Source organism: Klebsiella sp. CN_Kp088 (genome assembly GCF_040064335.1).
In the GTDB taxonomy this organism is placed as follows: Bacteria; Pseudomonadota; Gammaproteobacteria; order Enterobacterales; family Enterobacteriaceae; genus Klebsiella; species Klebsiella aerogenes.
Window position 1 is genome coordinate 1 of record NZ_JBEAIQ010000031.1, and the last position, 26943, is coordinate 26943.

Below are 26943 nucleotides of genomic sequence, written 5' to 3' on the forward strand. Positions count from 1 at the left end.
GCTTCTATGGAAGTTCCGGCGCCGTTCGCGGGTACCGTTAAAGAGATCAAAATCAGCACCGGCGACAAAGTATCCACCGGCTCTCTGATCATGGTCTTCGAAGTGGAAGGCGCCGCGCCTGCTGCTGCTCCGGCTCAGGCCGCGGCACCGGCACCGGCTGCTGCACCTGCACCGGCTCAGAAAGCTGCCGCGCCGGCTGCGAAAGCAGAAGGTAAAACCGAATTCGCTGAAAACGAAGCTTACGTTCACGCGACTCCGCTGATTCGCCGCCTGGCGCGCGAGTTCGGCGTAAACCTGGCGAAAGTGAAAGGGACCGGCCGTAAAGGTCGTATCCTGCGCGAAGACGTTCAGGCTTACGTGAAAGAAGCGGTTAAACGCGCTGAATCCGCACCGGCTGCTGCCGCAGGCGGCGGTCTGCCGGGCATGCTGCCATGGCCGAAAGTTGACTTCAGCAAGTTTGGCGAAATCGAAGAAGTGGAACTGGGTCGTATCCAGAAAATCTCTGGCGCTAACCTGAGCCGTAACTGGGTGATGATCCCGCACGTTACGCACTTCGACAAAACCGATATCACCGATCTGGAAGCGTTCCGCAAGCAGCAGAATGCCGAAGCTGAGAAGCGCAAACTGGACGTGAAATTCACCCCAGTGGTCTTCATCATGAAAGCCGTTGCCGCTGCGCTTGAGCAGATGCCGCGCTTCAACAGCTCGCTGTCCGAAGACGGTCAGCGCCTGACGCTGAAGAAATACATCAACATCGGTGTGGCGGTTGATACTCCGAACGGTCTGGTGGTTCCGGTCTTTAAAGACGTGAACAAGAAGAGCATCACCGAGCTGTCTCGCGAGCTGACCACCATCTCGAAGAAAGCGCGCGATGGCAAGCTGACTGCTGGCGAAATGCAGGGCGGTTGCTTCACCATCTCCAGCATCGGCGGCCTGGGTACTACCCACTTCGCGCCGATTGTTAACGCGCCGGAAGTGGCCATCCTGGGCGTGTCTAAGTCCGCGATGGAGCCGGTATGGAATGGTAAAGAGTTCGTTCCGCGTCTGATGCTGCCGATCTCTCTGTCCTTCGACCACCGCGTCATCGACGGTGCTGATGGTGCCCGCTTCATTACCATCATTAACAACACCTTGAGCGACATTCGCCGCCTGGTGATGTAAGCGAAAAAGCCGGCCTGACGGCCGGCTTTTTTCTGATAACCTCAGGCTGTTGAGGATTATCAGCAACAAAGGACAAAATCGTTTGCCGTTTGTTGTTTAAAAATTGTTAACAATTTTGTAAAATACACGCGGATAGAACGTCCCGGTGGACTTGGGCGTAATAATAAAAGCGTCAGACCCGCCGGATATAAATTACAGAGGTCATGATGAGTACTGAAATCAAAACTCAGGTCGTGGTACTTGGGGCAGGTCCTGCAGGCTACTCTGCAGCCTTCCGTTGCGCTGATTTAGGTCTGGAAACCGTCATCGTAGAACGTTACAGCTCCCTGGGCGGTGTTTGCCTGAACGTGGGTTGTATCCCTTCTAAAGCACTGCTGCACGTTGCTAAAGTTATCGAAGAAGCGAAAGCGCTGGCCGAACACGGCATCGTTTTCGGCGAACCGAAAACCGACATTGACAAGATCCGCACCTGGAAAGAAAAAGTTATCACTCAGCTGACCGGTGGTCTGGCTGGCATGGCCAAAGGTCGTAAAGTGAAGGTGGTTAACGGTCTGGGTAAATTCACCGGCGCTAACACCCTGGAAGTTGAAGGCGAAAACGGCAAAACCGTGATTAACTTCGACAACGCGATCATCGCGGCGGGCTCCCGTCCGATTCAACTGCCGTTTATCCCGCATGAAGATCCGCGCGTTTGGGATTCCACCGACGCTCTGGAACTGAAATCTGTACCGAAACGCATGCTGGTTATGGGCGGCGGTATCATCGGTCTGGAAATGGGTACCGTATACCATGCGCTGGGTTCAGAGATTGACGTGGTTGAAATGTTCGACCAGGTTATCCCGGCTGCCGACAAAGACGTGGTTAAAGTCTTCACCAAGCGTATCAGCAAGAAATTCAACCTGATGCTGGAAACCAAAGTGACTGCCGTTGAAGCAAAAGAAGACGGTATTTACGTTTCCATGGAAGGCAAAAAAGCCCCGGCGGAAGCGCAGCGTTACGACGCGGTGCTGGTAGCTATCGGCCGCGTGCCGAATGGTAAAAACCTCGACGCAGGCAAAGCCGGCGTGGAAGTTGACGATCGCGGCTTCATTCGCGTTGACAAACAAATGCGCACCAACGTGCCGCACATCTTTGCTATCGGCGATATCGTCGGTCAGCCGATGCTGGCGCACAAAGGCGTACACGAAGGTCACGTTGCCGCAGAAGTTATCTCCGGCCTGAAACACTACTTCGATCCGAAAGTGATCCCGTCCATCGCCTACACCGAGCCAGAAGTGGCATGGGTTGGCCTGACTGAGAAAGAAGCGAAAGAGAAAGGCATCAGCTACGAAACTGCCACCTTCCCGTGGGCTGCTTCCGGCCGTGCTATCGCTTCCGACTGCGCAGACGGTATGACCAAACTGATCTTCGACAAAGAGACCCACCGTGTTATCGGCGGCGCGATTGTCGGCACCAACGGCGGCGAGCTGCTGGGTGAAATCGGTCTGGCTATCGAAATGGGCTGCGACGCTGAAGACATCGCGCTGACTATCCACGCTCACCCGACTCTGCATGAGTCCGTTGGCCTGGCGGCAGAAGTCTTCGAAGGTAGCATTACCGACCTGCCAAACGCGAAAGCGAAGAAAAAGTAACTTTTTCTTTCAGCTAAAATGCATAAGCGGCTCTAAGAGCCGCTTTTTTTATCGCTAATGTTTAGAACTATGTCCCTGTTCACAAACCGCTACACCTCATACATACTTTGAAAATAGTCACCCAGTAAACTAATAGGTAGTTAATTATGTATCTGAGGTGTGAGATGAAACGCTTATTGACCACGGCACTGTTAGCCACGATGTTCGTATCCGGTATGGCCTGCGCGGCTGATGCAACCATTCCATGGGCGGCGAACAGCGGCGGTACCGAAAGTACCCATATTGCGGCGATGGGCCAGGATCTGAATGCGCAGCATCAGTTGGTGACGAAGACGAATGAAGGGGTGTGGGCGGCAAATTCCGGGAGCATCAGCTCGGATGAAGCGGCGCTGACCAGTCAGAAACCTGCTTTTGCCGGTTATCCGGAGCTGATGCCGCACCAGGGCTAAACATAAGAGAGTGCCCGGTTGCTATCGCGCAACCGGGCATTTTTTTATTGATTGATCGGCTGCCATCCCGCTGCTGAATCGGGGGCAAAATGCGTAATTGCCTGCGCTTTCGTCGCGCTCTCTTCGCCCAGGTTCGCCTGCCAGACTTGATCATTCTGATCGATCATGAAGCTCATCACCCCGGTTTCTCCCCATTCCACCGGCCAGGCCAGTAAGGCGACGCCTTGGTTATCGTTATCGGCGATAATGCGGAAGCGGTAGCCATGATAACCGGCGCCGGGCTCAGCCGGGCTAAAGGCCGGCCCCAGCGGGCTGGGCGTTTCGCCCGGTGAGGTTGGCCAGTACAGGCCATCTTTTTTGCCTTCGCTGCTGATGATTTTTTGCGCCCAGCGATGATTCATTTGATAGTAATCCTGCTGGGCATCAACGTAGGCGTGCATGGCGGCAATTGCCGACAATTCATTGCGGCCGATGGCGCGTGTGAGAATTTCATCTTCTCCGGCCGCCATATCAAAACGCCAGCCCTGTTCATCTTTGACAATGGGAATCGGCAACCGCCACGCTTCACTACCGACATCAAGCCAGGCGCTATTACCCTGCTGGACAATGACGTGTTTCACCTGCCAGTCGCGCTGAAAGCGGTCGACGGCATTGGGATCAATACCATCGGTGGGTAAAAACTGCTGCCAGTTATCGCCGAGCAGATTATTGAGCGCGGCTTTATCACGATGATTGAGCGCATCGGCCAGCGCGCTTGCGGCTTTCTCCGGCGTGGGGAACGGTTGCTGGGCGAAGGCGGCGAGCGGCGACAGCATTAGCGATAATAGGGCGATCTGTAATGGTTTTCTCATCTGCTCATCCTCAGCGACGACGCAATTCATGATGTTCGGAAAGACGCTCTCTGGCGGCGCCGCGCTGTTCGCTGCTCAAGCCGGAAATATTACGGCTTTGCAGCCCGCGCGCCTGCTGTGATTGCCAGGAGGGGGAGCGACTTTCGTTGCCGCTTAAGGCATTGGCGCGTACCGTGCTCACAGCTTGCTGACGTTGGGCCGGCGTCGCGGAGTGAATCTGCTGACGGCGCTGTTGTTGCTGAGGCGTTGGATTCTGCACGTGGCTCTTCACGGCCTCGCGATGCTGTTGCTGCTGTGGCGTTGGTTGTTGCAGCTGCGTTTTCGCCGCTTCGCGACGCTGCTGTTTGGCAGGCGTCGGCGTGCTGTCGTAGCCACGGTAGCTGCTGCGCTGGGTGGCCTGCTTCAATTGCTGAGAGGCTGCCTGACGCTGCGCATCGCGCGAGGCGCTAGTGGCCGCCAGTTTGCCTGCGCTGGCGGCAGGGGCGTTGGGATGCTGGAGCTGCGTCATCGCCGCTTGCCGTTGAGCATTGCGATCGACCGGCGCATGCTGGGTTGCGCTGAGTCCGCCGGGCACATTGGTCTGATGATAGCGCTGGGCGACATTATTATTCGGATAAGGCACGTTGCCGCGATAGGCGGGGTTGTGCTGCCAGTTAACATGGTTACCCGGCAGATTCTGCCCGGTAATGCGGTTGAAATTATTCACATTAATATTGATGTTATCGCCATTGTGCTGGTAACCGCCGTGATGGTAATCGTCGTCATGATGATGGTAATCATCGTCATCATCCCAGTCGATGCTGCTGAAGAGCGCCCAGGTGGTGGCGACGCCAAGGCTGTAACCAAAACCTTTGACGAAGCTATCGGTGAACTGCTCTCCTGGAGGTGGCGGCAGATAGACCGGGGGATAGGCGCTATTCGGCCAACTGCCGTAGACGGTCGAAGGATTATAGCTTGGAACGTATACCACCTGCGGATTGGTCGGTTCAATTTTGATGATCTGCGAAGGCGATGGCGTTGAGGTTGTTGAGGTTGATACCGTGCTGCTATTCGATGACCTCGAAGAGGCCGGCGCGGCGGCCGTGACGGTCACCTTTTGTTGCGGTGTGGATTTTAATGTTCCGGTTTGTTGGGCAATAGCGCGCAGGCGCTGTACGGAATCCATCACGTCGTGCGGCTGGGCTAAAAATGCATCGCCAAGGTTTTCTACCCACGGCGGGTTTTCGCCCATCATTGCCAGCAGGGCGGGAAAAGCGACGAGGGATTTGACGCTCGGATCCCACGGCTGGTTGGCAACGGCCTGCACGGCCGCGTCGCCTTTCATCGACGGGTTATCCTGCGACCACTGCACCGCCTGCATGACGTTGTCCGGATAGGTGGAGGCCATCAGTACCTGCGAGAGTAAACTGTCCGGGTAGAGCGCGATTGGCGCGACCCATTGGTCGATTTGCGCCTGGGTATAGGTGGCGGCGACAGGTTGCGCTGGCGCAGTCGCTGGTGCTGACGTTGGCACAGGCTGCGCCGTCACCGGCGCTTCAGCGATAGTCTCTGGGGTACGACTTTTAACATATAGCGTTCCCGCCGCCGCGAGTAAGCCGGCGCTGCAGAGCAGGGCGATAATATGGGGTTTGAACGGTAGTGACATGGAAGCTCCTGACACAGAAATGTTACCCATCTCGCTCAAGTATCGGCGAAAACGGTACGTTACGGGAGTATATGAAGACGATATTGTTTTTTTTGATTTTTGTTGGGATCCTGACATTAAATCTGTAACAGAAATAAATTTATCTACCAGCATTTGAACAGAAAGCCTGCAATATCCTGCCCTTAACGATTCAGCTAAATTTTAATGTTGCTTTTTTGTAAACAGATTAACACCCTTCAAAAATCCTGCTATGCTGCCCTCGCGGTATCGGGCATTTACCCTACAAACTGCTGTCTCACAGGAGCGTGAAGAAAATCGCCTACCGCATTTTACAATGAGAGCGAGGAGAACCGTCGTGCTAGAAGAATACCGTAAGCACGTAGCTGAGCGTGCCGCCATGGGGATTGTTGCCAAACCCTTAGACGCAACCCAAATGGCCGCGCTGGTAGAACTGCTGAAAAACCCGCCAGCGGGTGAAGATGAATTCCTGTTAGATCTGCTTACCAACCGTGTACCGCCGGGCGTCGATGAAGCCGCCTATGTTAAAGCCGGATTCCTTGCCGCTATCGCTAAAGGCGAAGCGACCTCCCCACTGGTTACCCCTGAAAAAGCCGTTGAACTGCTGGGCACCATGCAGGGCGGTTACAATATTCATCCCCTGATTGAAGCGCTGGAAGATGCCAAACTGGCACCGATTGCGGCGAAAGCGCTGTCCCATACCCTGCTGATGTTCGATAACTTCTATGACGTAGAAGAGAAAGCCAAAGCGGGTAATGAATACGCTAAACAGGTTATGCAATCCTGGGCTGACGCCGAGTGGTTCCTGAACCGTCCGCAACTGGCGGAAAAAATTACCGTTACCGTCTTCAAAGTTACCGGCGAAACCAATACCGATGACTTGTCTCCGGCGCCTGATGCCTGGTCCCGTCCGGATATCCCACTGCACGCTCTGGCGATGCTGAAAAACGCTCGTGAAGGTATTGAGCCGGATCAGCCGGGCGCAGTCGGTCCGATTAAACAAATTGAAGCGCTGCAGCAGAAAGGCTTCCCGCTGGCCTACGTTGGCGACGTTGTCGGTACCGGTTCTTCGCGTAAATCCGCCACCAACTCGGTGCTGTGGTTCATGGGCGACGATATCCCGAACGTACCGAACAAGCGCGGCGGCGGCCTGTGCCTGGGCGGCAAAATTGCGCCTATCTTCTTCAATACCATGGAAGATGCGGGAGCGCTGCCTATTGAAGTGGACGTGAGCAACCTGAACATGGGCGACGTCATTGACGTTTACCCGTTCAAAGGCGAAGTGCGTAACCACGAAACCAACGAGCTGTTGGCAAGCTTCGAACTGAAAACCGATGTACTGATCGACGAAGTGCGCGCCGGTGGCCGTATTCCGCTGATCATTGGTCGCGGCCTGACGACCAAAGCGCGCGAAGCGCTGGGTCTGCCGCATAGCGACGTCTTCCGTCATGCGAAAGATGTGGCGGAAAGCAACCGCGGCTTCTCTCTGGCGCAGAAAATGGTTGGCCGCGCCTGCGGCGTTGCCGGTATCCGTCCGGGCGCTTATTGCGAGCCGAAAATGACCTCCGTCGGTTCTCAGGACACCACCGGTCCAATGACCCGCGATGAGCTGAAAGACCTGGCGTGCCTGGGCTTCTCCGCTGACCTGGTGATGCAGTCCTTCTGTCACACTGCAGCCTATCCGAAGCCGGTTGACGTCACCACGCACCACACTCTGCCGGACTTCATCATGAACCGCGGCGGTGTTTCACTGCGTCCGGGCGATGGCGTTATCCACTCCTGGCTGAACCGTATGCTGCTGCCTGATACCGTAGGTACCGGCGGCGACTCCCATACCCGTTTCCCGATTGGTATCTCCTTCCCGGCGGGCTCAGGTCTGGTGGCCTTCGCCGCCGCGACCGGCGTGATGCCGCTGGATATGCCGGAATCAGTACTGGTGCGCTTCAAAGGTAAAATGCAGCCGGGCATTACCCTGCGCGACCTGGTTCACGCCATCCCGCTGTATGCTATCAAGCAGGGCCTGCTGACCGTTGAGAAGAAAGGGAAGAAAAACATCTTCTCTGGCCGCATCCTTGAAATCGAAGGTCTGCCGGATCTGAAAGTCGAGCAGGCATTTGAACTGACCGATGCTTCTGCCGAGCGTTCTGCTGCTGGTTGTACCATTAAGCTGAACAAAGAGCCGATCGTCGAGTATCTGAACTCCAACATCGTCCTGCTGAAGTGGATGATCGCGGAAGGTTACGGCGATCGTCGTACGCTGGAGCGCCGTATCCAGGGCATGGAAAAATGGCTGGCGGATCCGCAGCTGCTGGAAGCCGACGCTGATGCGGAATACGCGGCAGTGATCGACATCGATCTGGCGGATATCAAAGAGCCAATCCTGTGCGCACCGAACGATCCGGACGATGCGCGTCTGCTGTCAGATGTGCAGGGCGAGAAGATCGACGAAGTGTTTATCGGTTCCTGCATGACCAACATTGGCCACTTCCGTGCTGCCGGTAAACTGCTGGACAGCCACAAAGGCCAACTGCCGACTCGCCTGTGGGTGGCGCCGCCAACCCGTATGGATGCCGCGCAGTTGACAGAAGAAGGCTACTACAGCGTGTTTGGTAAGAGCGGCGCGCGTATCGAAATCCCTGGCTGTTCCCTGTGTATGGGCAACCAGGCGCGCGTGGCTGACGGCGCGACGGTCGTGTCGACCTCTACCCGTAACTTCCCGAACCGTTTAGGTACCGGCGCCAACGTCTATCTGGCCTCTGCCGAACTGGCGGCGGTCGCTTCTCTGCTGGGCAAACTGCCGACGCCGGAAGAGTATCAGACCTTCGTCGCTCAGGTTGATAAGACGGCGGAAGATACCTATCGCTACCTGAACTTTAACCAGCTGGATCAGTACACTGAAAAAGCTGACGGCGTGATCTTCCAGACCGCCGTGTAATCCGTTCGGTCAGCCCGGCTGACCGTTTGGCTACAAACTCTCCAATGCCCGCTGAACATTGCATCAGCGGGCATTTTTATTTTTAAACCTCCCACCCGTTGCGCTTTTTTTCTTCCTGTCTGCTGCGATAATTAGGTTATGGGTACAGTGCAGCGGTGACGCATTGCCCTTGCAGAGGAAAAGATTATGGATTACGAATTTCTGCGCGATATTACCGGTGTGGTAAAGGTGCGAATGTCGATGGACCACGAGGCGATTGGTCACTGGTTCAACGAAGAGGTGAAAGATAACCTGGCCCTTCTGGATGAAGTGGAACAGGCAGCGCGCACCGTGAAAGGCAGTGAACGTTCCTGGCAGCGGGCCGGCCATGAATATACGTTGTGGCTGGATGGCGAAGAAGTGATGATCCGCGCCAACCAACTGGAATTTTCCGGCGATGAAATGGAAGAGGGGATGAATTACTACGACGAAGAGAGCCTCTCTCTTTGCGGCGTGGAGGATTTCCTGAAGGTGGTTGCCGCATACCGTGAATTTATGCAGCAGCGTTAATCATTCGTTCGGTGCCGGGCGGCGCGGAACCCCGTAGGCCCGGCAAGCAAAAGCGCCGCCGGGCATTTCAGTCATTACACCGCAGGGATATTGCGGGCGTAATAAATTTCCCGCATCTCTTTCCACAGCAGGTCGGTAATCACCTTGCGCTCTTGTTCGCTTAACTCTTCCGGTTTGGTGTGGAACATGTAGTGTTTCAGATCGAACTCTTTCAGCATCATTTTGGTATGGAACATATTTTCCTGATAGACGTTCACGTCCACCATGTCATAGAGCGACTTCATATCTTCTGACATGAAGTTCTGAATAGAGTTGATTTCATGATCGATAAAATGCTTCATGCCGTTGATATCACGGGTGAAACCACGCACGCGATAATCAATGGTTACGATATCGGATTCCAGCTGGTGAATCAGGTAGTTCAGCGCCTTCAGCGGTGAAATCACTCCACAGGTGGAGACTTCAATATCGGCGCGGAAGGTGCACAGACCGCCTTCCGGATGGCTTTCCGGATAGGTATGCACGCAGATGTGGCTTTTATCGAGATGTGCGACCACGGTCTCAGGCAGCGGGCCCGGATGCTCGCTCTGATCGATAAGCTGCGGATCGATAGGCTCTTCGCTAACCAAAATGGTGACGCTTGCGCCCTGCGGTTCATAATCCTGGCGTGCGATGTTGAGTATGTTGGCGCCAATGATTGAACAGGTCTCGGAGAGGATTTCCGTCAGGCGGTTGGCATTATAGAGTTCATCGATATAGGCGATATAGCCATCGCGCTCTTCGGCGGTTTTAGCGTAGCAGATATCGTAAATACAAAAACTCAGGCTTTTAGTCAGGTTGTTGAAGCCGTGCAGCTTAAGCTTTTTCAATTTGGTTCACCTCCTCGTTTCAGGTTAGCTGGCGGTCAGCGCATCCAGCAGGTATTGCGGTAGCGCGAAAGCCGCGGTATGAATTGCCGGATTGTAATAACGGCATTGCAGCCCGGCGCTATGGAAGCGGGCCTGAATAATTTCCGTCGACAAATGACGCAGGGCTTCATTATCGGTCGCCCAGGCAAAGGTCATGATACCGCCATAGTAGGTCGGGATCGCCGCCTGGTAGAAGCTGACATCGGTGAAATAGTGGCTGAGTTTGCGATGGCTGCCTACCGCTTCATCCTGCTGCAGGAAGCTTACGCCGTTCTGGGCAACGAAAATTCCGCCGGGGTTCAGGCAACGTTTACAGCCAGCATAAAACGCCGAGGTAAAGAGGCTCTCACCGGGGCCGATCGGGTCAGTACAGTCGGAGATAATGACATCAAAAGTTTGTGACGTTTGGTTGACGAAGTTCACGCCGTCATCAATCACCAGCGTAAAGCGCGGGTCGTCATAGGCGCCGGCGTTATGGTTTGGAAGGTACTGACGGCAGAACGATACCACTCCGGCGTCGATTTCCACCATGGTAATGGTTTCGATATGTTGGTGGCGGGAGACTTCACGCAGCATCGCGCCATCGCCGCCGCCGATGATCAGCACGTGCTTTGCGTGACCATGGGCCAGCAGCGGAACGTGGGTCATCATTTCATGGTAAATAAACTCATCGCGCTCGGTGGTTTGCACCACGCCATCAAGCGCCATCACGCGGCCAAATGCCGCATTTTCGAAGATGATTAAATCCTGATGATCGGTCTTCTCATGGTACAGCACGTTATCAACGGTAAAATATTGACCAAAATGGTCGTGCAGCGTCTCATGCCACTGATTACTCTCGGCCATGGCTTACTCCTCCTTTGTTAACTTCTGTGGTGCCCACAAAGCGGGCACCCCATCATAGCCAACTATAGATAGAGATTGATATGGCGAATAGTGAACCTTCTACTGTTTGGCTGAACTCTCGCTAGCGTGAGGTTTTCGGCGCAGGTGTTTTGGGTTGTTGATCGCTATTGGGCCTGACGTCAACAATTCGGACGGTATACACCATCGTCGCGCCCGGCGGAATTTTTCCAGGGATCCCTTTGCTGCCGTAAGCCCGCTCCGGTGGAACCACGATAGTGATGGCGCCATGGTTATTCAGGCGTTTAAGCGGTTCACGGAAGGTCGGGGGATACTGACTTAGCGCCTGTGACCAGACCTTATCTTCGGCTTCCATATCGTTTATCACGGTACCGTCGATCAAGCTTTCTTTGATAACGACGGTGACGATATCGTTTTCACCGACCTTACCTTTGCCGGGGTAATCTATGCGGCTGTAAATACCCTCTTTAAGCGCTACGCCTTTCTGCGCGGCAAATTTCTGCTGATACGTTTTGCCTTCGCGGCGAGTTTGTTGCTCAAGCTTATCAATGTTTTTGTATAACCGCTGTGAGAGGTCGAAAAGCGCCTTATTGCGCGCTTGTTCATCCAGCGCCGGCTTACCGGCAAAAACATCGTTAATGCCCTTAATAACGGTCTCCTGTTGCAGATTTAACCCTTTCGCTGCCTGGCTGGACAGCGTTTTAAGCGCATCTTGCCCTATTGATACACCGACGGAGTATGCCTGCTGCTGTGGGGCATTACTGAGGTTTAGCGCGGATGATTTGGTTGCCGCGGTGGTGGTTTTTACTGCGGCGAGTTCGGCGCTCAGTTTCTGTTTCTCCGCCATTGCCGCAGCCAGCTTGTCGCTCAGGGCCTGCTTGTCTCTCTCCAGCGCGTTGAGCTTTACCGTTTGCGCCTGCAGAGAGGCGGCAGAGCGTTTGAGATTATCTGCGCCCTCGGCTTTTTCCTGCTGGAAGGTGCGGGCTTGCTGGACAAGCCGCTTGTTTTCCGTGTCCAGCGCGGTTATCCGGCCCTGAAGCTGTGCGATGGTTTTATTCAACGCTGAATTATCTACCGGCGCTGGCGTGACGGCGGGAGGTTGTGATTTTAGCTGTGCCTGCAGCTGGCGGATGGTCTTATCTTTGTCGGCGATGAGACTTTTTTGCGCGGCCAGTTTTTTTTGCAGTGCTGCCGTATTGTTCTCGCGGGCCCTGGCGGGTTTACTGACCTCCGATGCCGGAGGTATCTCTTTCTTCTCTTTGTTCTCTTTTTTCTCCTGCTGCTGGACATAGTTGAGAAACGCAGGCGCGCCGTCATCCGCTTGCGCATGACCAATAAAAAAGGACGCCAGCAAAATGAAGGCCAGCGTCAATATATTAAGGCGAATTATCATAGCGCCTGTCACTTCACCGCATTATCGCCGCGCATGACCAGACTATCGATCAGCGACTTTTCAATATCGGCGCAAAGCTTAATGGATTTAAATTGATACATGGAATCGATGCCCTGACGGGTGGGATCGGCGACTTTCGTTCGCACTGAATTATATTGCGACGCCGCACCTATCAGGGCGGTGAATTCACTACCCAGTCTTGAGGCTTCTTTCGGATTAACTTCTTTTAACGAATCCAACGCCTGGCGGCAGGCATTAAGCCGCTCCTGCTCAGCGGCCAGTCGCAGCTTTTCATTCTGTTGCGCATCGGTGGCGATGACGATTGGCGGCGTTATGGGAGCGTTAGCCTGACGATGTGCCTGGCAACCCGCTAACATGATAATAGCGAAGGGAAATAAGCGAAAAATAGGTGAGATATTCAAAATGTCATTCCATGGCAATAAGAGAGGTTGCCAGCGATTTTAATTGTCCTGTTGGTCTTTGCAATAAATGAGGAGTTGAATTATTTACTCTCGAATGTGATTTTTACGGATAAATTAAACTTTTGGTTAGTTAATAAAAATAAAGAAAAATAGGGGCGTGAAATAAAAAATATCGGTTAATGAATTCATATTTCGTCAATGCTGGTGGAGAGGGTGAGGCGTGAATACACAGATGCAGCCGCATCGCCGCGGCTGCAGATAGGCTTACTTCACATAGGCCAGCAGGCTGAGGGAGTCTCGGGCCAGAGCTTTGCATTTTTTGGCTGTTGGGATTTTGATACCGCTGAGATCGCGATAGCTGTCCTCACCTAATGCTTTCATATTAAAGCTGTCGTAGTTGCTGAGGTCCCATTGGTTTTGCTGGGCAAAAAAGACCAACGCGCGGCGAATTTGCGTATTTGGCAAATTTTGATAGCCGCAATCGTTTTTCAGGAATACAAATACCGCCGTTAAATCAGCCATATCTTCCGCTTCGGATTCACTTAATGCATAGCTATTGGCGGAGAGGGCGAGCAGGCTGCCAAACAGCATTGTTCTGAAAAACGTCTTCATTTTTTCTACCATTGAAACACGGACAATCAAAGTTAGCATACTTCTTTACACCACGCAGAGCTTTATTCACAAGCTTCTGCTTGACCTTCCCGTTGCGGGAGGGTTTAAGCTTAAATATTCACCAGCAGAATAAAAGGATGTGAAAATGCAACGTCGTGAGTTTATCAAATTAAGCGCCGCGCTTGGCGCGGTCAGCGCCTTACCGCTCTGGAGCCGTTCGGTATTCGCTGCTGGCCGTCCGGCTTTGCCGGTCCCGGATTTATTGACCGCCGATGCGCGCAATCGCATTACGCTGACGATTCAAGCCGGAAAGACGCAGTTTGGCCCGCATCTTGCGACGACCTGGGGTTATAACGGCAACCTCCTCGGGCCTGCGTTGAAGCTGAAGCAAGGTGAAGCGGTGACGGTAGATATTCATAACCGCCTGGCGGAGGAGACCACGGTCCACTGGCATGGGCTGGAAGTGCCTGGCGAAGTCGATGGCGGCCCGCAGGGCGTCATCGCCGCAGGAGCCTCAAGGACGGTGAGTTTTACGCCGACGCAGCGAGCGGCGACCTGCTGGTTCCATCCCCATCAGCATGGTAAAACCGGCCGTCAGGTCGCGATGGGGCTGGCGGGTTTGGTGCTGATTGAAGATGTCGAGAGCGGGCAATTACTGCTGCCGAAGCAGTGGGGAATTGATGATGTTCCGGTGATCGTGCAGGACAAAAGATTCAATGCCAATGGAGAAATAGATTACCAGCTCGATATCATGAGCGCCGCCGTTGGCTGGTTTGGCGATACCCTGTTGACTAACGGCGCGCTGTATCCCGAACACGCTCCGCCGCGCGGTTGGCTGCGCCTGCGTCTGCTTAATGGTTGTAATGCCCGCTCGCTGAATTTCGCTACCAGCGATCGCCGCCCAATGTATGTAGTAGCAAGCGACGGCGGCCTGTTGGCGGAACCGGTCAAAGTGAGCGAACTGCCGGTACTGATGGGCGAGCGCTTTGAGGTATTGATTGATACCCGCGACGGAAAGGCATTTGATCTCCTGACGCTGCCGGTGAGCCAGATGGGGATGGCGATTGCGCCATTTGATAAGCCGCAGCCGGTGCTTCGTATACAGCCGCTATTGATCCCGGCATCCGGTAAGCTACCCGATACTTTGGCGGCGATGCCCGCGCTGCCGTCACTGGAGGGAATGACGCAGCGCACGCTGCAACTGTCGATGGATCCTATGCTCGACATGATGGGAATGCAGGCGCTGATGAAGAAATATGGCGACCAGGCGATGTCCGGTATGAACCATGGGATGATGATGGATCATGGCGATATGGGCAATATGAATCACGGTCAGATGAAGAATATGAACCATGGCGGCGGAATGGGACATGGCGCTTCATCTGATAAGGGATTCGATTTCCATAACGCCAACCGTATCAACGGTAAAGCCTTTGATATGAATGTGCCGATGTTCGCCGCGGCCAGGGGGCAGTACGAGCGCTGGCTGATCTCCGGCAAGGGCGACATGATGCTGCATCCTTTCCATATTCATGGCACGCAATTCCGCATTCTGAGTGAAAATGGCCAGGCGCCAGCGGCGCATCGTCGCGGCTGGAAGGATACGGTAAGAGTGGAGGGCGGGGTGAGTGAAGTGCTGGTGAAGTTCGATCATCAGGCGCCCAGGGAGTTTGCCTATATGGCGCACTGTCATCTACTGGAGCATGAAGACACCGGGATGATGTTGGGGTTCACCGTTTAGGAGTGTGCGGCCTGCCGCCTTCTCCCTAGGGAAGGGTGCAAACAAAAAAACGGCAACTTTCGTTGCCGTTTTGCGTTTTATTTCGCGTCATCCGGTAACGCATAGGCAACGATGTAGTCGCCCATTTTAGTACCGAACGAGCCATGACCGCCGGCAGAGATGACAACGTACTGCTTGCCATTCACTTCATAGGTCATCGGCGTCGCCTGGCCACCTGCAGGCAGACGCGCCTGCCACAGTTTTTCACCATTACTCATGTTGTAAGCGCGCAGGTAGTTATCGGCGGTGGCGGCGATAAACAGCACGTTACCGGCGGTTGAGATCGGTCCGCCCAGCATCGGCATACCCATATTGAATGGCAGCGGGACAGGCAGCGGGAACGGCAGACTATCCTGCGGCGTACCTATGCGTTTTTTCCACACTACTTCGTTGGTCTTCAGATCCAGCGCCGAGATATAACCCCATGCCGGTTGTTTACACGGCAGGCCAAACGGCGACAGGAACGGGTTCAGCGTGACGCCGAACGGGACGCCATACTGCGGCTGAACGCCGGACTCGGTACCAGAGCCTTTCGCGTCTTTTGGCGGTTCCATCGGGTTGCCCGGGCCGCGTGGGATCAATTTAGAGACGAACGGCAGCGCCATCGGGTTGGCGATAGCCACCTGACGGTTTGGATCGACGGAGATACCGCCCCATTCAAACATCCCCAGGTTCCCCGGGAAGACCAGCGTGCCCTGTTCAGACGGTGGAGTGAAGATACCTTCATAGCGCATCTGATGGAAGATAACGCGGCACACCAGTTGGTCAAACATGGTGGCGCCCCACATATCTGCGCCGGTCAGGTCTTTCTTCGGACGGAAGCTCAGCTCGGAGAACGGCTGAGTTTTAGCAACATAATCGCCTTTCGCCGCACCTTGCGGAACCGGTTTTTCCGGCGCCGGGACCACCAGTTCGCCATTACGGCGATCCAGCACGAAGATGTTGCCGGTTTTGGCCGGAGCGTAAATCACCGGCACGGTTTTACCGTTCACATCAATGTCGGCCAGCGTCGGCTGCGACGGCATATCCATATCCCACAGATCGTGGTGTACGGTTTGGTAGCTCCATGCCAGTTTCCCGGTGGTTGCGTTCAGCGCTACGATAGAGCTGGCGTAACGTTCCTGTTCCGGCGTGCGATTGCCGCCCCAGATATCCGGCGTGGTAACGCCCATCGGCAGATAGACTAAATCTAGCTTCGCGTCATAGGCGGCAGGCGCCCAGGAGTTAGGTGAATTGAGTGTGAAGTGATGCTCATCGCTCGGGATCGCATTAGGGTCTTTCGCACCCGGGTCGAAGGCCCACAGCAGTTTACCGGTATTCACATCAAAGCCGCGGATTACGCCTGATGGCTCGCGGGTTGAGAAGTTATCGGTTACCGCGCCGGCAATGACGATAGTCTTATCGGTGATAATCGGCGGCGACGTCGGTTCATACATACCCGGCGTGGTTACCGGCATATTGGTTTGCAGGTTGAGAATGCCTTTGTTGGCAAAGGTTTCGCACAGCTTACCGTTGTCGGCGTTCACCGCGAACAGACGGCCATCGTTGACCGGCAGAATAATACGGCGCGGGCAGTCGGCGACGACGTCGGCAGGCGCGTTATCTGCTTTGGCTTCATGATAGGAGACGCCACGGCAGGTCACGTGCTGGAACGACGGATCGGCGTTCAGCTGCGGGTCAAAATGCCACTTCTCTTTACCGGTGGCCGCGTCAAGCGCGAACAGACGCTGGTGCGCGGTACACAGATACAGCATGTCGCCAACTTTAATCGGCGTCACTTCGTTAGTGATTTCACCCGGATCGTTCGGCTGCTTCAGGTCGCCGGTGCGGAATACCCAGGTTTCCTTCAGGTTCTTCACGTTATCGGTATTAATTTGCTTCAGCGGTGAATAACGCTGGCCTTCCTGGTTGCGGCCATAGGCCGGCCAGTCGCTATCGGCGACTGTAGAAATCGGCGCGGCCGGCGTCGCGTCAGCGCTCAGCGTACCGTTCACTTCCTGCGGGTCGTTAAAACCTGCCCAGGTCAGGATCCCGCCGCTAATCAGCAGGGCGATAACCAGACCGCCAACGGCGCCGGCGGAAGGGACCGGCAGACGACGCCAGACAAATGGCAGAATCAGCCAGATGCCGAAGAAGACCAGGATGTCGCTACGCGGCGTCAGCGCCCAGAAGTCGAAACCGACTTCCCATACCCCCCAAATCATGGTTGCCAGCAGCAGGGCGGCGTACAGCCACAGCGCAGCGCGCTTGCCGCGGAACAGCATAACGGTGACGGCCAGCATCACCAGGCCTGCGATAGGGTAGTACCAGGAACCGCCAATAGCGGCCAGCCATACCCCACCGATTAACAGATACAGGCCACAGAAGGCGGCAAACAGCGCCGTCAGCGTGACAAGTAACCGTGATTGTTGAGATTTTGTTTCTGCCATAGAAAGACACTCTTCAGTTGTTAATTTTTTAACTGCAATTAATTATAGGATTTAACAACTGTGATCGGAATCACAAATATGGCTTTATTATTCACTGCACCGAAGATTTCGTTTTGCTGGTATACTGTATCGCTTGCCGGTCAACGTCGATGTGAAAGCAACGGCTTTGAAGATTTATCCTAAGAATCAAATGGTTAGTTTAATGAAACATACTGTAGAAGTGATGATCCCGGAAGCCGAGATCAAAGCGCGTATCGCCGAACTGGGTCGTCAAATTAATGAACGCTACAAAGACAGCGGCAGTGAAATGGTGCTGGTGGGTCTGCTGCGCGGTTCATTTATGTTTATGGCTGACCTGTGCCGTGAGGTTCAGGTGCCGCATGAAGTCGACTTTATGACCGCCTCCAGCTATGGCAGCGGCATGTCCACCACCCGCGATGTCAAAATCCTTAAAGACCTGGATGAAGATATTCGCGGTAAAGACGTATTGATCGTCGAAGACATCATCGATTCCGGCAACACCCTGTCTAAAGTGCGCGAAATCCTCAGCCTGCGCGAGCCGAAATCACTGGCTATCTGTACGCTGCTGGATAAACCAAGCCGTCGTGAAGTGAACGTCCCGGTGGAGTTTGTCGGTTTTGCCATTCCGGATGAGTTCGTAGTGGGCTACGGTATCGACTACGCTCAGCGCTATCGTCATCTGCCGTATGTCGGCAAAGTGATCCTGCTGGACGAGTAATTATTGTTGCGGTCCCGGATAGGGCGAGCGCCTTATCCGGGGCGGTGAGGGCGGCGGCTATTTATGGTTGGCGTGCTTGCTCTTGAGATTGGAAATCCCGTGGCGATAGCGCTGCTCGAGGGTTTCCCGGCTGACGGCGGTGACATCAAGATCGCGCAGTAGTCCGTCGTGAATACCATAAGCCCAACCGTGGATCGTCACTTTTTGTCCACGTTTCCACGCCGACTGCATGATCGTCGAGTGTCCCAGGTTGTATACCTGCTCCATCACGTTCAGTTCGCAAAGTGTATCCAGACGCCGCTCTTCCGGCATCTCACCGAGCAGCGAACTGTGTTTAAACCAGATATCGCGAATGTGTAGCAGCCAGTTATCAATAAGCCCCAATTCCGGGTTTTCGACCGCCGCCTGTACACCGCCGCAGCCGTAGTGGCCGCAGATAATAATGTGTTCGACTTCCAGCACGTCAACGGCGTATTGCACCACCGACAGACAGTTCAGGTCGGTGTGGATCACCAGATTGGCAACGTTACGGTGCACGAACAACTCACCGGGTTCCAGGCCGGTTAAGCGCTCTGCGGGGACGCGGCTATCGGAACAGCCAATCCACAGAAAACGCGGTTTCTGCGCCTGCGACAATTTCGCAAAGAAGCCGGGGTCCTCTTCCACCAGCATTTTTGACCATAGTGCATTATTGCTGATGAGTGTATCTATATCATTCATGGACGTTTACGGCCTGTAACCAAGTAAGTGCGTTGCGCTAATATAGGGTAAGCTCACCTTTTTGAAAACATTACATCACGTGTGATGACACGAGAAGAGATATTTAATGACCATTGCTCTGGAATTAAAACAGCTCAAGAAAACCTATCCCGGCGGGGTTCAGGCGCTGAAAGGCATTGACCTGCAGGTTGAAGCCGGCGACTTTTATGCGCTGCTGGGCCCGAACGGCGCGGGGAAATCCACGACTATCGGCATCATTAGTTCGCTGGTCAATAAAACCTCCGGTCAGGTTAACGTATTTGGTTACGACCTGGAAAAAGATGTGGTGAACGCCAAACGCCAGCTCGGGCTGGTGCCGCAGGAGTTCAACTTCAACCCGTTCGAAACCGTACAGCAAATCGTGGTTAACCAGGCGGGTTACTATGGCGTTGAGCGTAAAGAAGCGATCTTGCGTAGCGAAAAGTATCTGAAACAGCTCGATCTGTGGGAAAAGCGCAATGAACGCGCGCGTATGCTCTCCGGTGGGATGAAGCGCCGCCTGATGATTGCCCGCGCGCTGATGCATGAGCCGAAGCTGCTCATCCTTGATGAACCCACCGCCGGGGTTGATATCGAACTACGTCGCTCGATGTGGGGGTTCCTCAAAGATCTCAACGATAAAGGCACCACCATTATCCTCACGACCCACTATCTGGAAGAAGCGGAAATGTTGTGCCGCAATATCGGCATTATCCAGAGCGGCGAGCTGGTGGAAAACACCTCAATGAAGGCGCTGCTGGCAAAGCTGAAATCGGAAACCTTTATCCTCGATCTGGCGCCGAAAAGCCCGCTGCCGACCCTCGATGGATATCAATACCGGCTGGTTGATACCTCGACGCTGGAAGTTGAAGTCCTGCGCGAGCAGGGGATTAACAGCGTTTTCGCCCAGCTAAGCGCCCAGGGCGTGCAGGTATTAAGTATGCGTAACAAGGCCAACCGTCTGGAAGAGCTGTTTGTCACGCTGGTGCACGACAAAAAAGGAGAATCAGCATGATGCAGCTTTACTGGGTCGCGCTGAAAAGCATCTGGACCAAAGAGATCCACCGGTTTATGCGTATCTGGGTTCAGACGCTGGTGCCGCCGGTGATCACCATGACCCTCTATTTCGTCATCTTTGGCAATCTGATCGGCTCGCGGATCGGCGAGATGCACGGTTTTACCTACATGCAGTTTATCGTGCCGGGGCTGATTATGATGGCGGTGATCACCAACGCCTACGCCAACGTCGCCTCGTCGTTCTTTAGCGCCAAGTTCCAGCGCAACATTGAGGAACTGCTGGTGGCGCCGGTGCCAACCCACGTGGTGATCGCCGGTTACGTCGGCGGCGGGGTGGCGCGCGGGCTGTGCGTCGGGATTCTGGTTACGGCTATCTCGCTGTTCTTCGTCCCGTTCCAGGTTCATTCCTGGTTGTTCGTCGCCCTGACGCTGATTTTGACGGCAATCCTGTTCTCGCTGGCAGGCCTGCTCAATGCGGTATTTGCGAAAACCTTCGACGACATCAGCCTGATCCCGACTTTCGTGCTGACACCGCTGACCTATCTTGGCGGGGTGTTCTATTCGCTGACGCTGTTGCCGCCGTTCTGGCAGGCGCTGTCGCATTTGAACCCGATCGTCTACATGATTAGCGGCTTCCGTTTTGGCTTCCTCGGCATTCATGACGTTCCGCTGGCGACCACCTTTGGCGTGCTGGTAGTGTTTATCGTGGCCTTCTATATTCTGTGCTGGTATCTGATCCAGCGCGGGCGCGGCCTGCGTAGCTAATCCTCTCTGCTAGCGCCCCGCTAATTTCACTGTGGCGGGGCGCTAAGCGGTAATTTTTGATACCCATCACCCCATCTCAACGCTTGCCCTGCTAAATTGTTTGCCTGCTAAGGAGGTAGGCGATGTTAGGTTGGGTAATTACCTGTCATGATGAGCTGGCGCAGGAGATGCTGGATCGTCTGGAGAAAAAGTTTGGCCCGCTGGCGCAATGTCGGGCGGTGAATTACTGGCGAAATCTGAGCGTCAATATGCTGAGCCGCATGATGTGCGACGCGCTGCATGCCACAGACTGCGGCGATGGGGTGATTTTTCTCACCGATAAAACCGGCGCTGCGCCGTATCGCGCCGCTGCGCTGATGAGTCACAAACACACCCACTGTGAAGTCATTTCCGGCATTCGCTATCCATTGCTGGAGGAAATGTATTTACAGCGCTATACCCTCAGCAGTGACGCCTTCCGTAATGCTATCGTTAGCGCCGGAGGCCCCACGGTGAGCAGCCTGTGGCATCAGCAGCAAAAGAACCCGCCTTTTCGTCTCCTGCATGATACGTTCGGAAATTAGGCATTAGCATTGATGCCGCTTTTGTTACAATGGCGGCATTCAGGTTTACCGGTTCGATGCGCATGTTTGCCCGAGTCATTACATTGTTCCTTTTTCTGGCATCTGCCAGCGTTTCCGCCAGTCTGCTCAGCCAGCAGGGCGTTCCCGCACGCTATATGCAAGTCACGGAAGATGCCGATATCTGGGCGCAGGTCGGCAACCATGTGGTGAGCGTCGGCAATGTTCGCGCCGGGCAGATCCTTGCCGTGGTGCCGACCACGGCAGACTATTATGAATTCAATTTCGGCTTCGGTACCGGTTTTATTGATAAAGGACATCTGGGGGCGGTGCAGGGCGCAAAACGGGTTGAGGATAGCCTGGGCGATTTACGCCAGCCATTGAGCAACCAGAACCTGCTGACCTGGAAAGATACGCCGGTATACGATGCGCCATCAGTGGGCAGCCCGCCGTTTGGTACATTAGCGAATAACCTGCGCTATCCCATTATCAGCAAGCTGAAAGATCGCCTTAATCAGACCTGGTATCAGATTCGAATCGGCAACCGGCTGGCGTGGGTGAGTAGTCTGGATGCGCAGGAGGATAACGGCATTCCGCTACTGACTTATCACCATATTCTGCGTGATGAAGAAAATAGCCGTTTTCGCCATACCTCCACCACCACTTCGGTGCGCGCTTTCAGTAACCAGATGACCTGGTTGCGTGACCAGGGTTATACCACCCTGACGATGTATCAACTGGAAGGGTATCTGCGTAACAAGGTGAATCTGCCTGCGCGCTCGGTGGTGATTACCTTTGATGATGGCCTCAAGTCGGTGAATCGCTACGCTTATCCGATCCTCAAGCAGTACGGCTTCCACGCGACGGCGTTTATTATCTCGTCGCGGATCAAACGTCATCCGCAAAAGTGGGATCCGAAATCACTGCAGTTTATGAGTATCTCTGAGCTCCGGCAGATTCAGGACGTGTTTGATGTACAGTCGCATACCCATTTTCTGCACCGGGTCGATGCCGCCCGTCACCCGATATTGCTCAGCCGGAATTATCACAACATTCTCTTTGATTTCGAGCGTTCCCGGCGGGCGCTGAGTCAGTTTAATCCGCACGTGCTGTATCTTTCGTATCCGTTCGGCGGCTATAACGCCACGGCGGTCAAGGCGGCGAACGATGCCGGCTTTCATCTGGCGGTAACGACGGTGAGAGGGAAGGTGAAACCGGGGGATAATCCGTTCCTGCTGAAGCGGTTGTATATCTTACGTACCGATTCGCTGGAGACGATGTCGCGGCTTATCAGCAATCAGCCGCAAGGGTAAACCGGCGCTGCGGCTGAGCGCAGCGCCGTAAGAATCAGGCGACCTGCACCGGAATAGCTTTCGCCTGGCGCTTCATTTCGTTATCGCCTTCGAAATAGGCGACTTTCGGCTGCCAGGTGCGGGCTTCTTCGTCAGACATGGTCACGAAGCTGGCGATAATGAGGATATCGCCGACGCTTGCGCAGTGCGCCGCAGCGCCGTTGACGGAGATAATCTTCGAACCACGCTCGGCGGCGATCGCATAAGTTGAGAAACGGTTACCGTTGGTCACGTTCCACAGATGAATGGCTTCATTTTCCAGAATACCGGCCGCTTCGAGGAAATCCTGGTCAATGGCGCAGGAACCTTCGTAATGCAGGTCAGCCTGCGTGACTTTAACGCGATGGAGCTTGCCCTGCAGCATATTACGCATCATAACTTCTACCTTCCAACCTTTATGTAGCAAAGCGGACACGGCATCCGCTTTGAGAAAATAACCCGATTTTTCGTTCCAGGCTACTGGCCCAGCTCGACGATTTTGTTATCAATCAGGCGCGCCTGGCCCAGCCATGCCGCCATCAGGATCACCGCGCGTTTGCTGGCTTCCGTTAGCTCCAGCAGAGTGTCGGCATCGCGGATCTGGATATCGTCGGCACGAAAACCTGATTCATTGAGCTCCTGCTCGGCGATGGCAATGATTTCCTCAAGGTTACGCTCGCCTGCGGCAAGTTTGCCCGCTACCGTACTCAGCACTTTGTACAGACCGGGGGCGATTTTACGCTGCTCGGCGGTCAGATAACCGTTACGTGAGCTCAGCGCCAGGCCGTCTTTCGCGCGGATAATCGGCACGCCGACGATCTCAATGTCGTAGCCCATATCGGCGACCATTTTGCGGATCAGCGCCAGCTGCTGGAAATCTTTCTCGCCGAAGCAGGCGACATCCGGCTGCACCAGGTTGAATAGTTTGCTGACAATGGTCGAGACGCCGCGGAAGTGGCCAGGGCGGCTGGCGCCTTCCAGCATGGTAGACAGGCCAGGAACGTCAACGAAAGTCTGTCCTTCAGTACCCTGCGGATAAATTTCCGCCGGCGCCGGAGCAAAGACAAAGTCGACCTTGCGCTTGTTCAGCTTTTCGCAATCCTCCTGCAGGGTGCGCGGATAGCGCGCCAGATCGTCCGGGCGGTCAAATTGCATCGGATTCACGAAGATACTGACCACCACGACATCCGCGCAGGCTTTGGCTTCATCGACCAGCTTCATATGGCCATCGTGCAGGTTGCCCATGGTGGGAACCAGCGCAATGCGCTTGCCTTCCTGGCGTAAACGACGGATATGCTGGCGCAGCAGCGGCAGGGTTTCAATTATCAGCACAACAAGACTCCTTAATGGAAACTATGTTCTTCGCCCGGATAGGCCCCGGATTCAACTTCGGCAATATACTGCCGTACCGCGGCGCGGATGTCGCCCGCTTCTGCGAGGAAATTCTTGGCGAATTTAGGAATATGGCCGCCGGTGATCCCGAAAGCGTCATGCATCACCAGAATTTGCCCGTCGGTCACGTTGCCTGCGCCGATGCCGATAACCGGGATCGTCAGCGCTTCGGTGATGCGTTTTGCCAGCTCTACCGGCACGCACTCCAGCACCAGCAGCTGCGCGCCGGCCGCTTCCAGGGCTAATGCGTCATCAAACAGCGCCTGCGCCGCATCGCCGCGGCCCTGAACTTTATAGCCGCCGAACACGTTGACCGACTGCGGCGTCAGGCCGAGGTGGCCGCAAACCGGTACCGCGCGCTCCGCCAGCATCCTGACGGTATCAGCCAGCCAGGCGCCGCCTTCAAGTTTGACCATATTGGCGCCGGCACGCATCACGACGGCGGCATTTTCGAAGGTTTGCTCCGGCGTGGCGTAGGCCATGAACGGCAGGTCGGCGAGCAGCAGGCTGTTCGGCGCGCCGCGGCGCACAGCACGGGTATGGTAAGCGATATCGTCAACGGTCACCGGCAGCGTGGAATCGTGTCCCTGTACCGTCATCCCCAGCGAATCGCCCACCAGCAGGACGTTAATGCCTTCGTCGGCAAAAAGCTTAGCGAAACTGTAGTCGTAGGCGGTGATAGTGGCGAAGCGCTTTTTCTCCTGTTTGCATTTCTGCAGCAGGGCAATGGTGGTCGGTTTCATAACGTTTCCTGATGATGAAAGTCATATTAACCGGCATTCTAACAGCAGCATTCAGGGGGGCAATGATTTTGGGCAACCGATTACCACTATCGCCGTAAATGCTAAAAAAGGGAGTAGGGGTTACCAGATGGCAGGCTTTTCGGCGCCCAGATTTTCCAGCGCGGTGCGAAGGGCGAGGCCATCGGGGAAGTGGAGCAGCGGGGCGATTTCAAACAGTGGCCAGAGCATAAAACCGCGATTTTTCATATCGTAGTGCGGCACCGTCAGGCGCTCGCTGTTAATGATTGCGTCGCCAAACAGCATGATGTCGAGGTCCAGCGTACGCGGCCCCCAGCGTTCGGCTTTGCGCACCCGCCCCTGCTGCAGTTCGATGCGCTGAGTGTGATCGAGCAGCGCTTCTGGCGCTAGCGAGGTTTCAAGCGCGACGGCGGCATTGAGATAGTCAGGCTGATCCTGCGGCCCCAGCGGTGGCGTACGGTACAGTGAAGATACGCTCACCACGCGGCTGTCCGGAATGTCGGCCAGCGCGCGGATAGCCGCATTCACTTGTTCGAGCGGCGAGGCGAGATTACTGCCAATGGCGATATAGACCAGGGTCATGCGTTACCCTGACGCGGCGCGCGTTTACGCGGGCGGCGATGGCGGCGGCGCGGAGCCGGATCGTCGCCGAGGTCGTTGAGCATATCTTTCTGTTCCGGCGGCGCGGCCACCTGGAACTCGCCCCACCATTTGGCCAGGCGCTGCAGTTCGTGGTTGTTCTCGGCGCCTGCGCGCAGTTCAAGCAGGTCATAGGCGGCGCGGAACTTCGGATGCTCCATGAGTTTCCACGCGCGTTTGCCCTGACGGCGGGACATACGAAGCTGCAACTGCCAGATGTCGCGCACCAGGGTGGTGATGCGTTTAGGGATCGCCAGCGTCCGGCAGGCTTCATCCAGCACGTCATTCATTGCCAGCGCGAAGGCGTCGTAATAGGCCAGCCCGCTCTCCTGCGCGATTTTCTGCGCCATTTCCAGCAGCGGATACCAGAACATGACCGCGAACAGGAATGCCGGGTTAACGCGCATATCGTTATGCAGGCGGTTATCGGTGTTCTTCAGCACCTGAATGATGATGCGTTCCATCGGGCTATCGCCGCGCTCGGTGAAGTAGCGGGTGATCGTCGGGAACAGCGGCTGGAACAGGCTGTATTCGCGCAGCAGCTGGTAGGTTTCATAACCATAACCCGCCTGCAGCAGTTTCAGCACTTCTTCAAACAGACGCGCCGGCGGTACGTCGTGCAGCAGGGTAGCCAGACGTGGGATTGGCTCGGCGCTTTCGGCGCTGATGCGCATATGCAGTTTGGCGGCGAAACGAACCGCGCGCAGCATGCGCACCGGATCCTCACGGTAACGGGTTTCCGGGTCGCCAATCAGGCGTATCACCCCTTCCTGCAGATCGCGCATTCCACCAACGTAGTCGCGTACGGTGAAGTCCGCCACGCTGTAATAAAGGCTATTGATGGTGAAGTCGCGGCGCTGGGCATCCTCTTCGATAGAGCCGAAGATGTTATCGCGCAGCAGCATGCCGTTCTGGCCGCGCTGGGAGGTGACGCGGTCGTTGGTGTGGCCTTCGTGATGGCCGCGGAAGGTGGCGACCTCAATGATTTCCGGCCCGAACATCACGTGCGCCAGGCGGAAGCGACGGCCCACCAGGCGGCAGTTGCGGAACAGTTTACGTACCTGGTCCGGGGTCGCGCTGGTGGTGACGTCAAAATCTTTTGGTTTCTTGCCCAGCAGCAGGTCGCGAACGCCGCCGCCGACCAGGTAAGCTTCGTAGCCCGCCTTGTTCAGTCGATAGAGCACCTTGAGCGCGTTTTCACTGATATCTTTGCGGGAAATTGCATGCTGTTCACGCGGGATCACCGTCATATGCGTTTGTTCGACGGCGGCAGCCTCTGCCTCGCGCTCTTCACGGCTTAGCACCTTGCGGCAAAAATTAGCGACTCGGGTAAAAATGGTGCACCTCGTAGTGT

General features: G+C 55.2%; 25 protein-coding genes. 11 read left to right on the top strand and 14 right to left on the bottom strand.

Annotated features, from left to right (window positions below):
• The 3 genes from aceF to ABLV08_RS19900 form a co-directional block, all read left to right on the top strand.
• On the top strand, positions 1 to 1161 hold a 1161-nt coding region (gene aceF / locus ABLV08_RS19890; RefSeq protein ID WP_348796423.1), incomplete at its 5' end, for a dihydrolipoyllysine-residue acetyltransferase.
• 206 nt (positions 1162 to 1367) lie between these two features.
• Positions 1368 to 2792, top strand: coding sequence for a dihydrolipoyl dehydrogenase (gene lpdA, locus ABLV08_RS19895; RefSeq protein ID WP_015368220.1), 1425 nt, complete (start codon positions 1368 to 1370; stop codon positions 2790 to 2792).
• Positions 2793 to 2956: 164 nt separating this feature from the next.
• On the top strand, positions 2957 to 3241 hold the full coding sequence (locus ABLV08_RS19900; protein WP_015704416.1) for a hypothetical protein: 285 nt from the start codon (positions 2957 to 2959) through the stop codon (positions 3239 to 3241).
• Positions 3242 to 3285: 44 nt separating this feature from the next.
• Here the strand turns inward: ABLV08_RS19900 and ABLV08_RS19905 are convergent, their stop codons facing one another.
• Both ABLV08_RS19905 and ABLV08_RS19910 read right to left on the bottom strand, forming a co-directional pair.
• Complete coding sequence (locus ABLV08_RS19905; RefSeq protein WP_015368218.1) at positions 3286 to 4092, bottom strand: DUF2950 family protein; 807 nt, start codon at positions 4090 to 4092, stop codon at positions 3286 to 3288.
• Positions 4093 to 4102: 10 nt separating this feature from the next.
• Positions 4103 to 5737, bottom strand: coding sequence for a DUF3300 domain-containing protein (locus tag ABLV08_RS19910; protein ID WP_063421008.1), 1635 nt, complete (start codon positions 5735 to 5737; stop codon positions 4103 to 4105).
• A 355-nt stretch (positions 5738 to 6092) separates the two neighbouring features.
• On the opposite strand from ABLV08_RS19910, the gene acnB reads away from it, so the two are divergent.
• Entirely contained in the window at positions 6093 to 8690 is a 2598-nt protein-coding gene (acnB, locus tag ABLV08_RS19915) for a bifunctional aconitate hydratase 2/2-methylisocitrate dehydratase (protein ID WP_015704419.1), read from the top strand.
• Positions 8691 to 8876: 186 nt separating this feature from the next.
• On the top strand, positions 8877 to 9239 hold the full coding sequence (yacL, locus tag ABLV08_RS19920; RefSeq protein WP_336186361.1) for a protein YacL: 363 nt from the start codon (positions 8877 to 8879) through the stop codon (positions 9237 to 9239).
• A gap of 74 nt (positions 9240 to 9313) precedes the next feature.
• On the opposite strand, the gene speD is transcribed toward yacL, so the two are convergent.
• The 5 genes from speD to ABLV08_RS19945 form a co-directional block, all read right to left on the bottom strand.
• Positions 9314 to 10108, bottom strand: a complete 795-nt coding sequence (speD, locus tag ABLV08_RS19925) for an adenosylmethionine decarboxylase (RefSeq protein ID WP_015368213.1) — start codon at positions 10106 to 10108, stop codon at positions 9314 to 9316.
• A gap of 24 nt (positions 10109 to 10132) precedes the next feature.
• The gene (gene speE / locus ABLV08_RS19930; RefSeq protein ID WP_015704420.1) at positions 10133 to 10993 is read right to left on the bottom strand and encodes a polyamine aminopropyltransferase; all 861 of its coding nucleotides are present in this window, start codon (positions 10991 to 10993) and stop codon (positions 10133 to 10135) included.
• A 121-nt stretch (positions 10994 to 11114) separates the two neighbouring features.
• On the bottom strand, positions 11115 to 12404 hold the full coding sequence (locus ABLV08_RS19935; protein WP_348856199.1) for an FKBP-type peptidyl-prolyl cis-trans isomerase N-terminal domain-containing protein: 1290 nt from the start codon (positions 12402 to 12404) through the stop codon (positions 11115 to 11117).
• A gap of 8 nt (positions 12405 to 12412) precedes the next feature.
• Positions 12413 to 12826 carry a hypothetical protein gene (locus tag ABLV08_RS19940; protein WP_020079597.1) on the bottom strand — a complete coding sequence of 138 codons (414 nt, stop codon included), beginning with the start codon at positions 12824 to 12826 and terminating at the stop codon, positions 12413 to 12415.
• A 264-nt stretch (positions 12827 to 13090) separates the two neighbouring features.
• On the bottom strand, positions 13091 to 13438 hold the full coding sequence (locus ABLV08_RS19945) for a YacC family pilotin-like protein (RefSeq protein WP_015704423.1): 348 nt from the start codon (positions 13436 to 13438) through the stop codon (positions 13091 to 13093).
• A gap of 145 nt (positions 13439 to 13583) precedes the next feature.
• Here ABLV08_RS19945 and cueO point away from each other — a divergent pair, with 145 nt between their 5' ends.
• A complete protein-coding gene (cueO, locus tag ABLV08_RS19950; protein ID WP_348856200.1) occupies positions 13584 to 15179 on the top strand; it encodes a multicopper oxidase CueO in 1596 nt (531 codons plus the stop codon).
• A gap of 77 nt (positions 15180 to 15256) precedes the next feature.
• On the opposite strand, the gene ABLV08_RS19955 is transcribed toward cueO, so the two are convergent.
• Positions 15257 to 17647: a glucose/quinate/shikimate family membrane-bound PQQ-dependent dehydrogenase gene (locus ABLV08_RS19955; protein ID WP_348856201.1), complete on the bottom strand. Its 2391-nt coding sequence runs from the start codon at positions 17645 to 17647 to the stop codon at positions 15257 to 15259.
• A 202-nt stretch (positions 17648 to 17849) separates the two neighbouring features.
• On the opposite strand from ABLV08_RS19955, the gene hpt reads away from it, so the two are divergent.
• Positions 17850 to 18386, top strand: coding sequence for a hypoxanthine phosphoribosyltransferase (hpt, locus tag ABLV08_RS19960; RefSeq protein ID WP_015368206.1), 537 nt, complete (start codon positions 17850 to 17852; stop codon positions 18384 to 18386).
• 57 nt (positions 18387 to 18443) lie between these two features.
• Here the strand turns inward: hpt and can are convergent, their stop codons facing one another.
• On the bottom strand, positions 18444 to 19106 hold the full coding sequence (can, locus tag ABLV08_RS19965; RefSeq protein WP_015368205.1) for a carbonate dehydratase: 663 nt from the start codon (positions 19104 to 19106) through the stop codon (positions 18444 to 18446).
• 106 nt (positions 19107 to 19212) lie between these two features.
• Between can and ABLV08_RS19970 the strand changes: the two genes are divergently transcribed.
• From ABLV08_RS19970 to ABLV08_RS19985, 4 genes are all read left to right on the top strand, one after another.
• The gene (locus ABLV08_RS19970; protein ID WP_015368204.1) at positions 19213 to 20139 is read left to right on the top strand and encodes an ABC transporter ATP-binding protein; all 927 of its coding nucleotides are present in this window, start codon (positions 19213 to 19215) and stop codon (positions 20137 to 20139) included.
• Positions 20136 to 20906, top strand: coding sequence for an ABC transporter permease (locus tag ABLV08_RS19975; protein ID WP_015368203.1), 771 nt, complete (start codon positions 20136 to 20138; stop codon positions 20904 to 20906). Before ABLV08_RS19970 ends, ABLV08_RS19975 begins: the two co-directional genes overlap by 4 nt.
• A 122-nt stretch (positions 20907 to 21028) precedes the next feature.
• Positions 21029 to 21469, top strand: coding sequence for a PTS sugar transporter subunit IIA (locus ABLV08_RS19980; RefSeq protein ID WP_015368202.1), 441 nt, complete (start codon positions 21029 to 21031; stop codon positions 21467 to 21469).
• A 56-nt stretch (positions 21470 to 21525) separates the two neighbouring features.
• Positions 21526 to 22779, top strand: a complete 1254-nt coding sequence (locus ABLV08_RS19985; RefSeq protein ID WP_015368201.1) for a polysaccharide deacetylase family protein — start codon at positions 21526 to 21528, stop codon at positions 22777 to 22779.
• 34 nt (positions 22780 to 22813) lie between these two features.
• Here the strand turns inward: ABLV08_RS19985 and panD are convergent, their stop codons facing one another.
• The 5 genes from panD to pcnB all read right to left on the bottom strand — a co-directional run bounded on the left by panD (position 22814) and on the right by pcnB (position 26926).
• Positions 22814 to 23194: an aspartate 1-decarboxylase gene (panD, locus tag ABLV08_RS19990; protein ID WP_015368200.1), complete on the bottom strand. Its 381-nt coding sequence runs from the start codon at positions 23192 to 23194 to the stop codon at positions 22814 to 22816.
• Between the two features lie 80 nt (positions 23195 to 23274).
• Positions 23275 to 24129, bottom strand: a complete 855-nt coding sequence (gene panC / locus ABLV08_RS19995; RefSeq protein ID WP_015368199.1) for a pantoate--beta-alanine ligase — start codon at positions 24127 to 24129, stop codon at positions 23275 to 23277.
• 11 nt (positions 24130 to 24140) lie between these two features.
• Complete coding sequence (gene panB, locus ABLV08_RS20000) at positions 24141 to 24932, bottom strand: 3-methyl-2-oxobutanoate hydroxymethyltransferase (protein WP_015368198.1); 792 nt, start codon at positions 24930 to 24932, stop codon at positions 24141 to 24143.
• Between the two features lie 120 nt (positions 24933 to 25052).
• Positions 25053 to 25532 carry a 2-amino-4-hydroxy-6-hydroxymethyldihydropteridine diphosphokinase gene (folK, locus tag ABLV08_RS20005; RefSeq protein ID WP_015704426.1) on the bottom strand — a complete coding sequence of 160 codons (480 nt, stop codon included), beginning with the start codon at positions 25530 to 25532 and terminating at the stop codon, positions 25053 to 25055.
• Positions 25529 to 26926 (bottom strand): polynucleotide adenylyltransferase PcnB, encoded by a 1398-nt coding sequence (pcnB, locus tag ABLV08_RS20010; protein WP_026612395.1) that lies wholly within the window; start codon positions 26924 to 26926, stop codon positions 25529 to 25531. The genes folK and pcnB overlap by 4 nt, the downstream gene beginning before the upstream one ends.
• Positions 26927 to 26943: the final 17 nt, after the last annotated feature.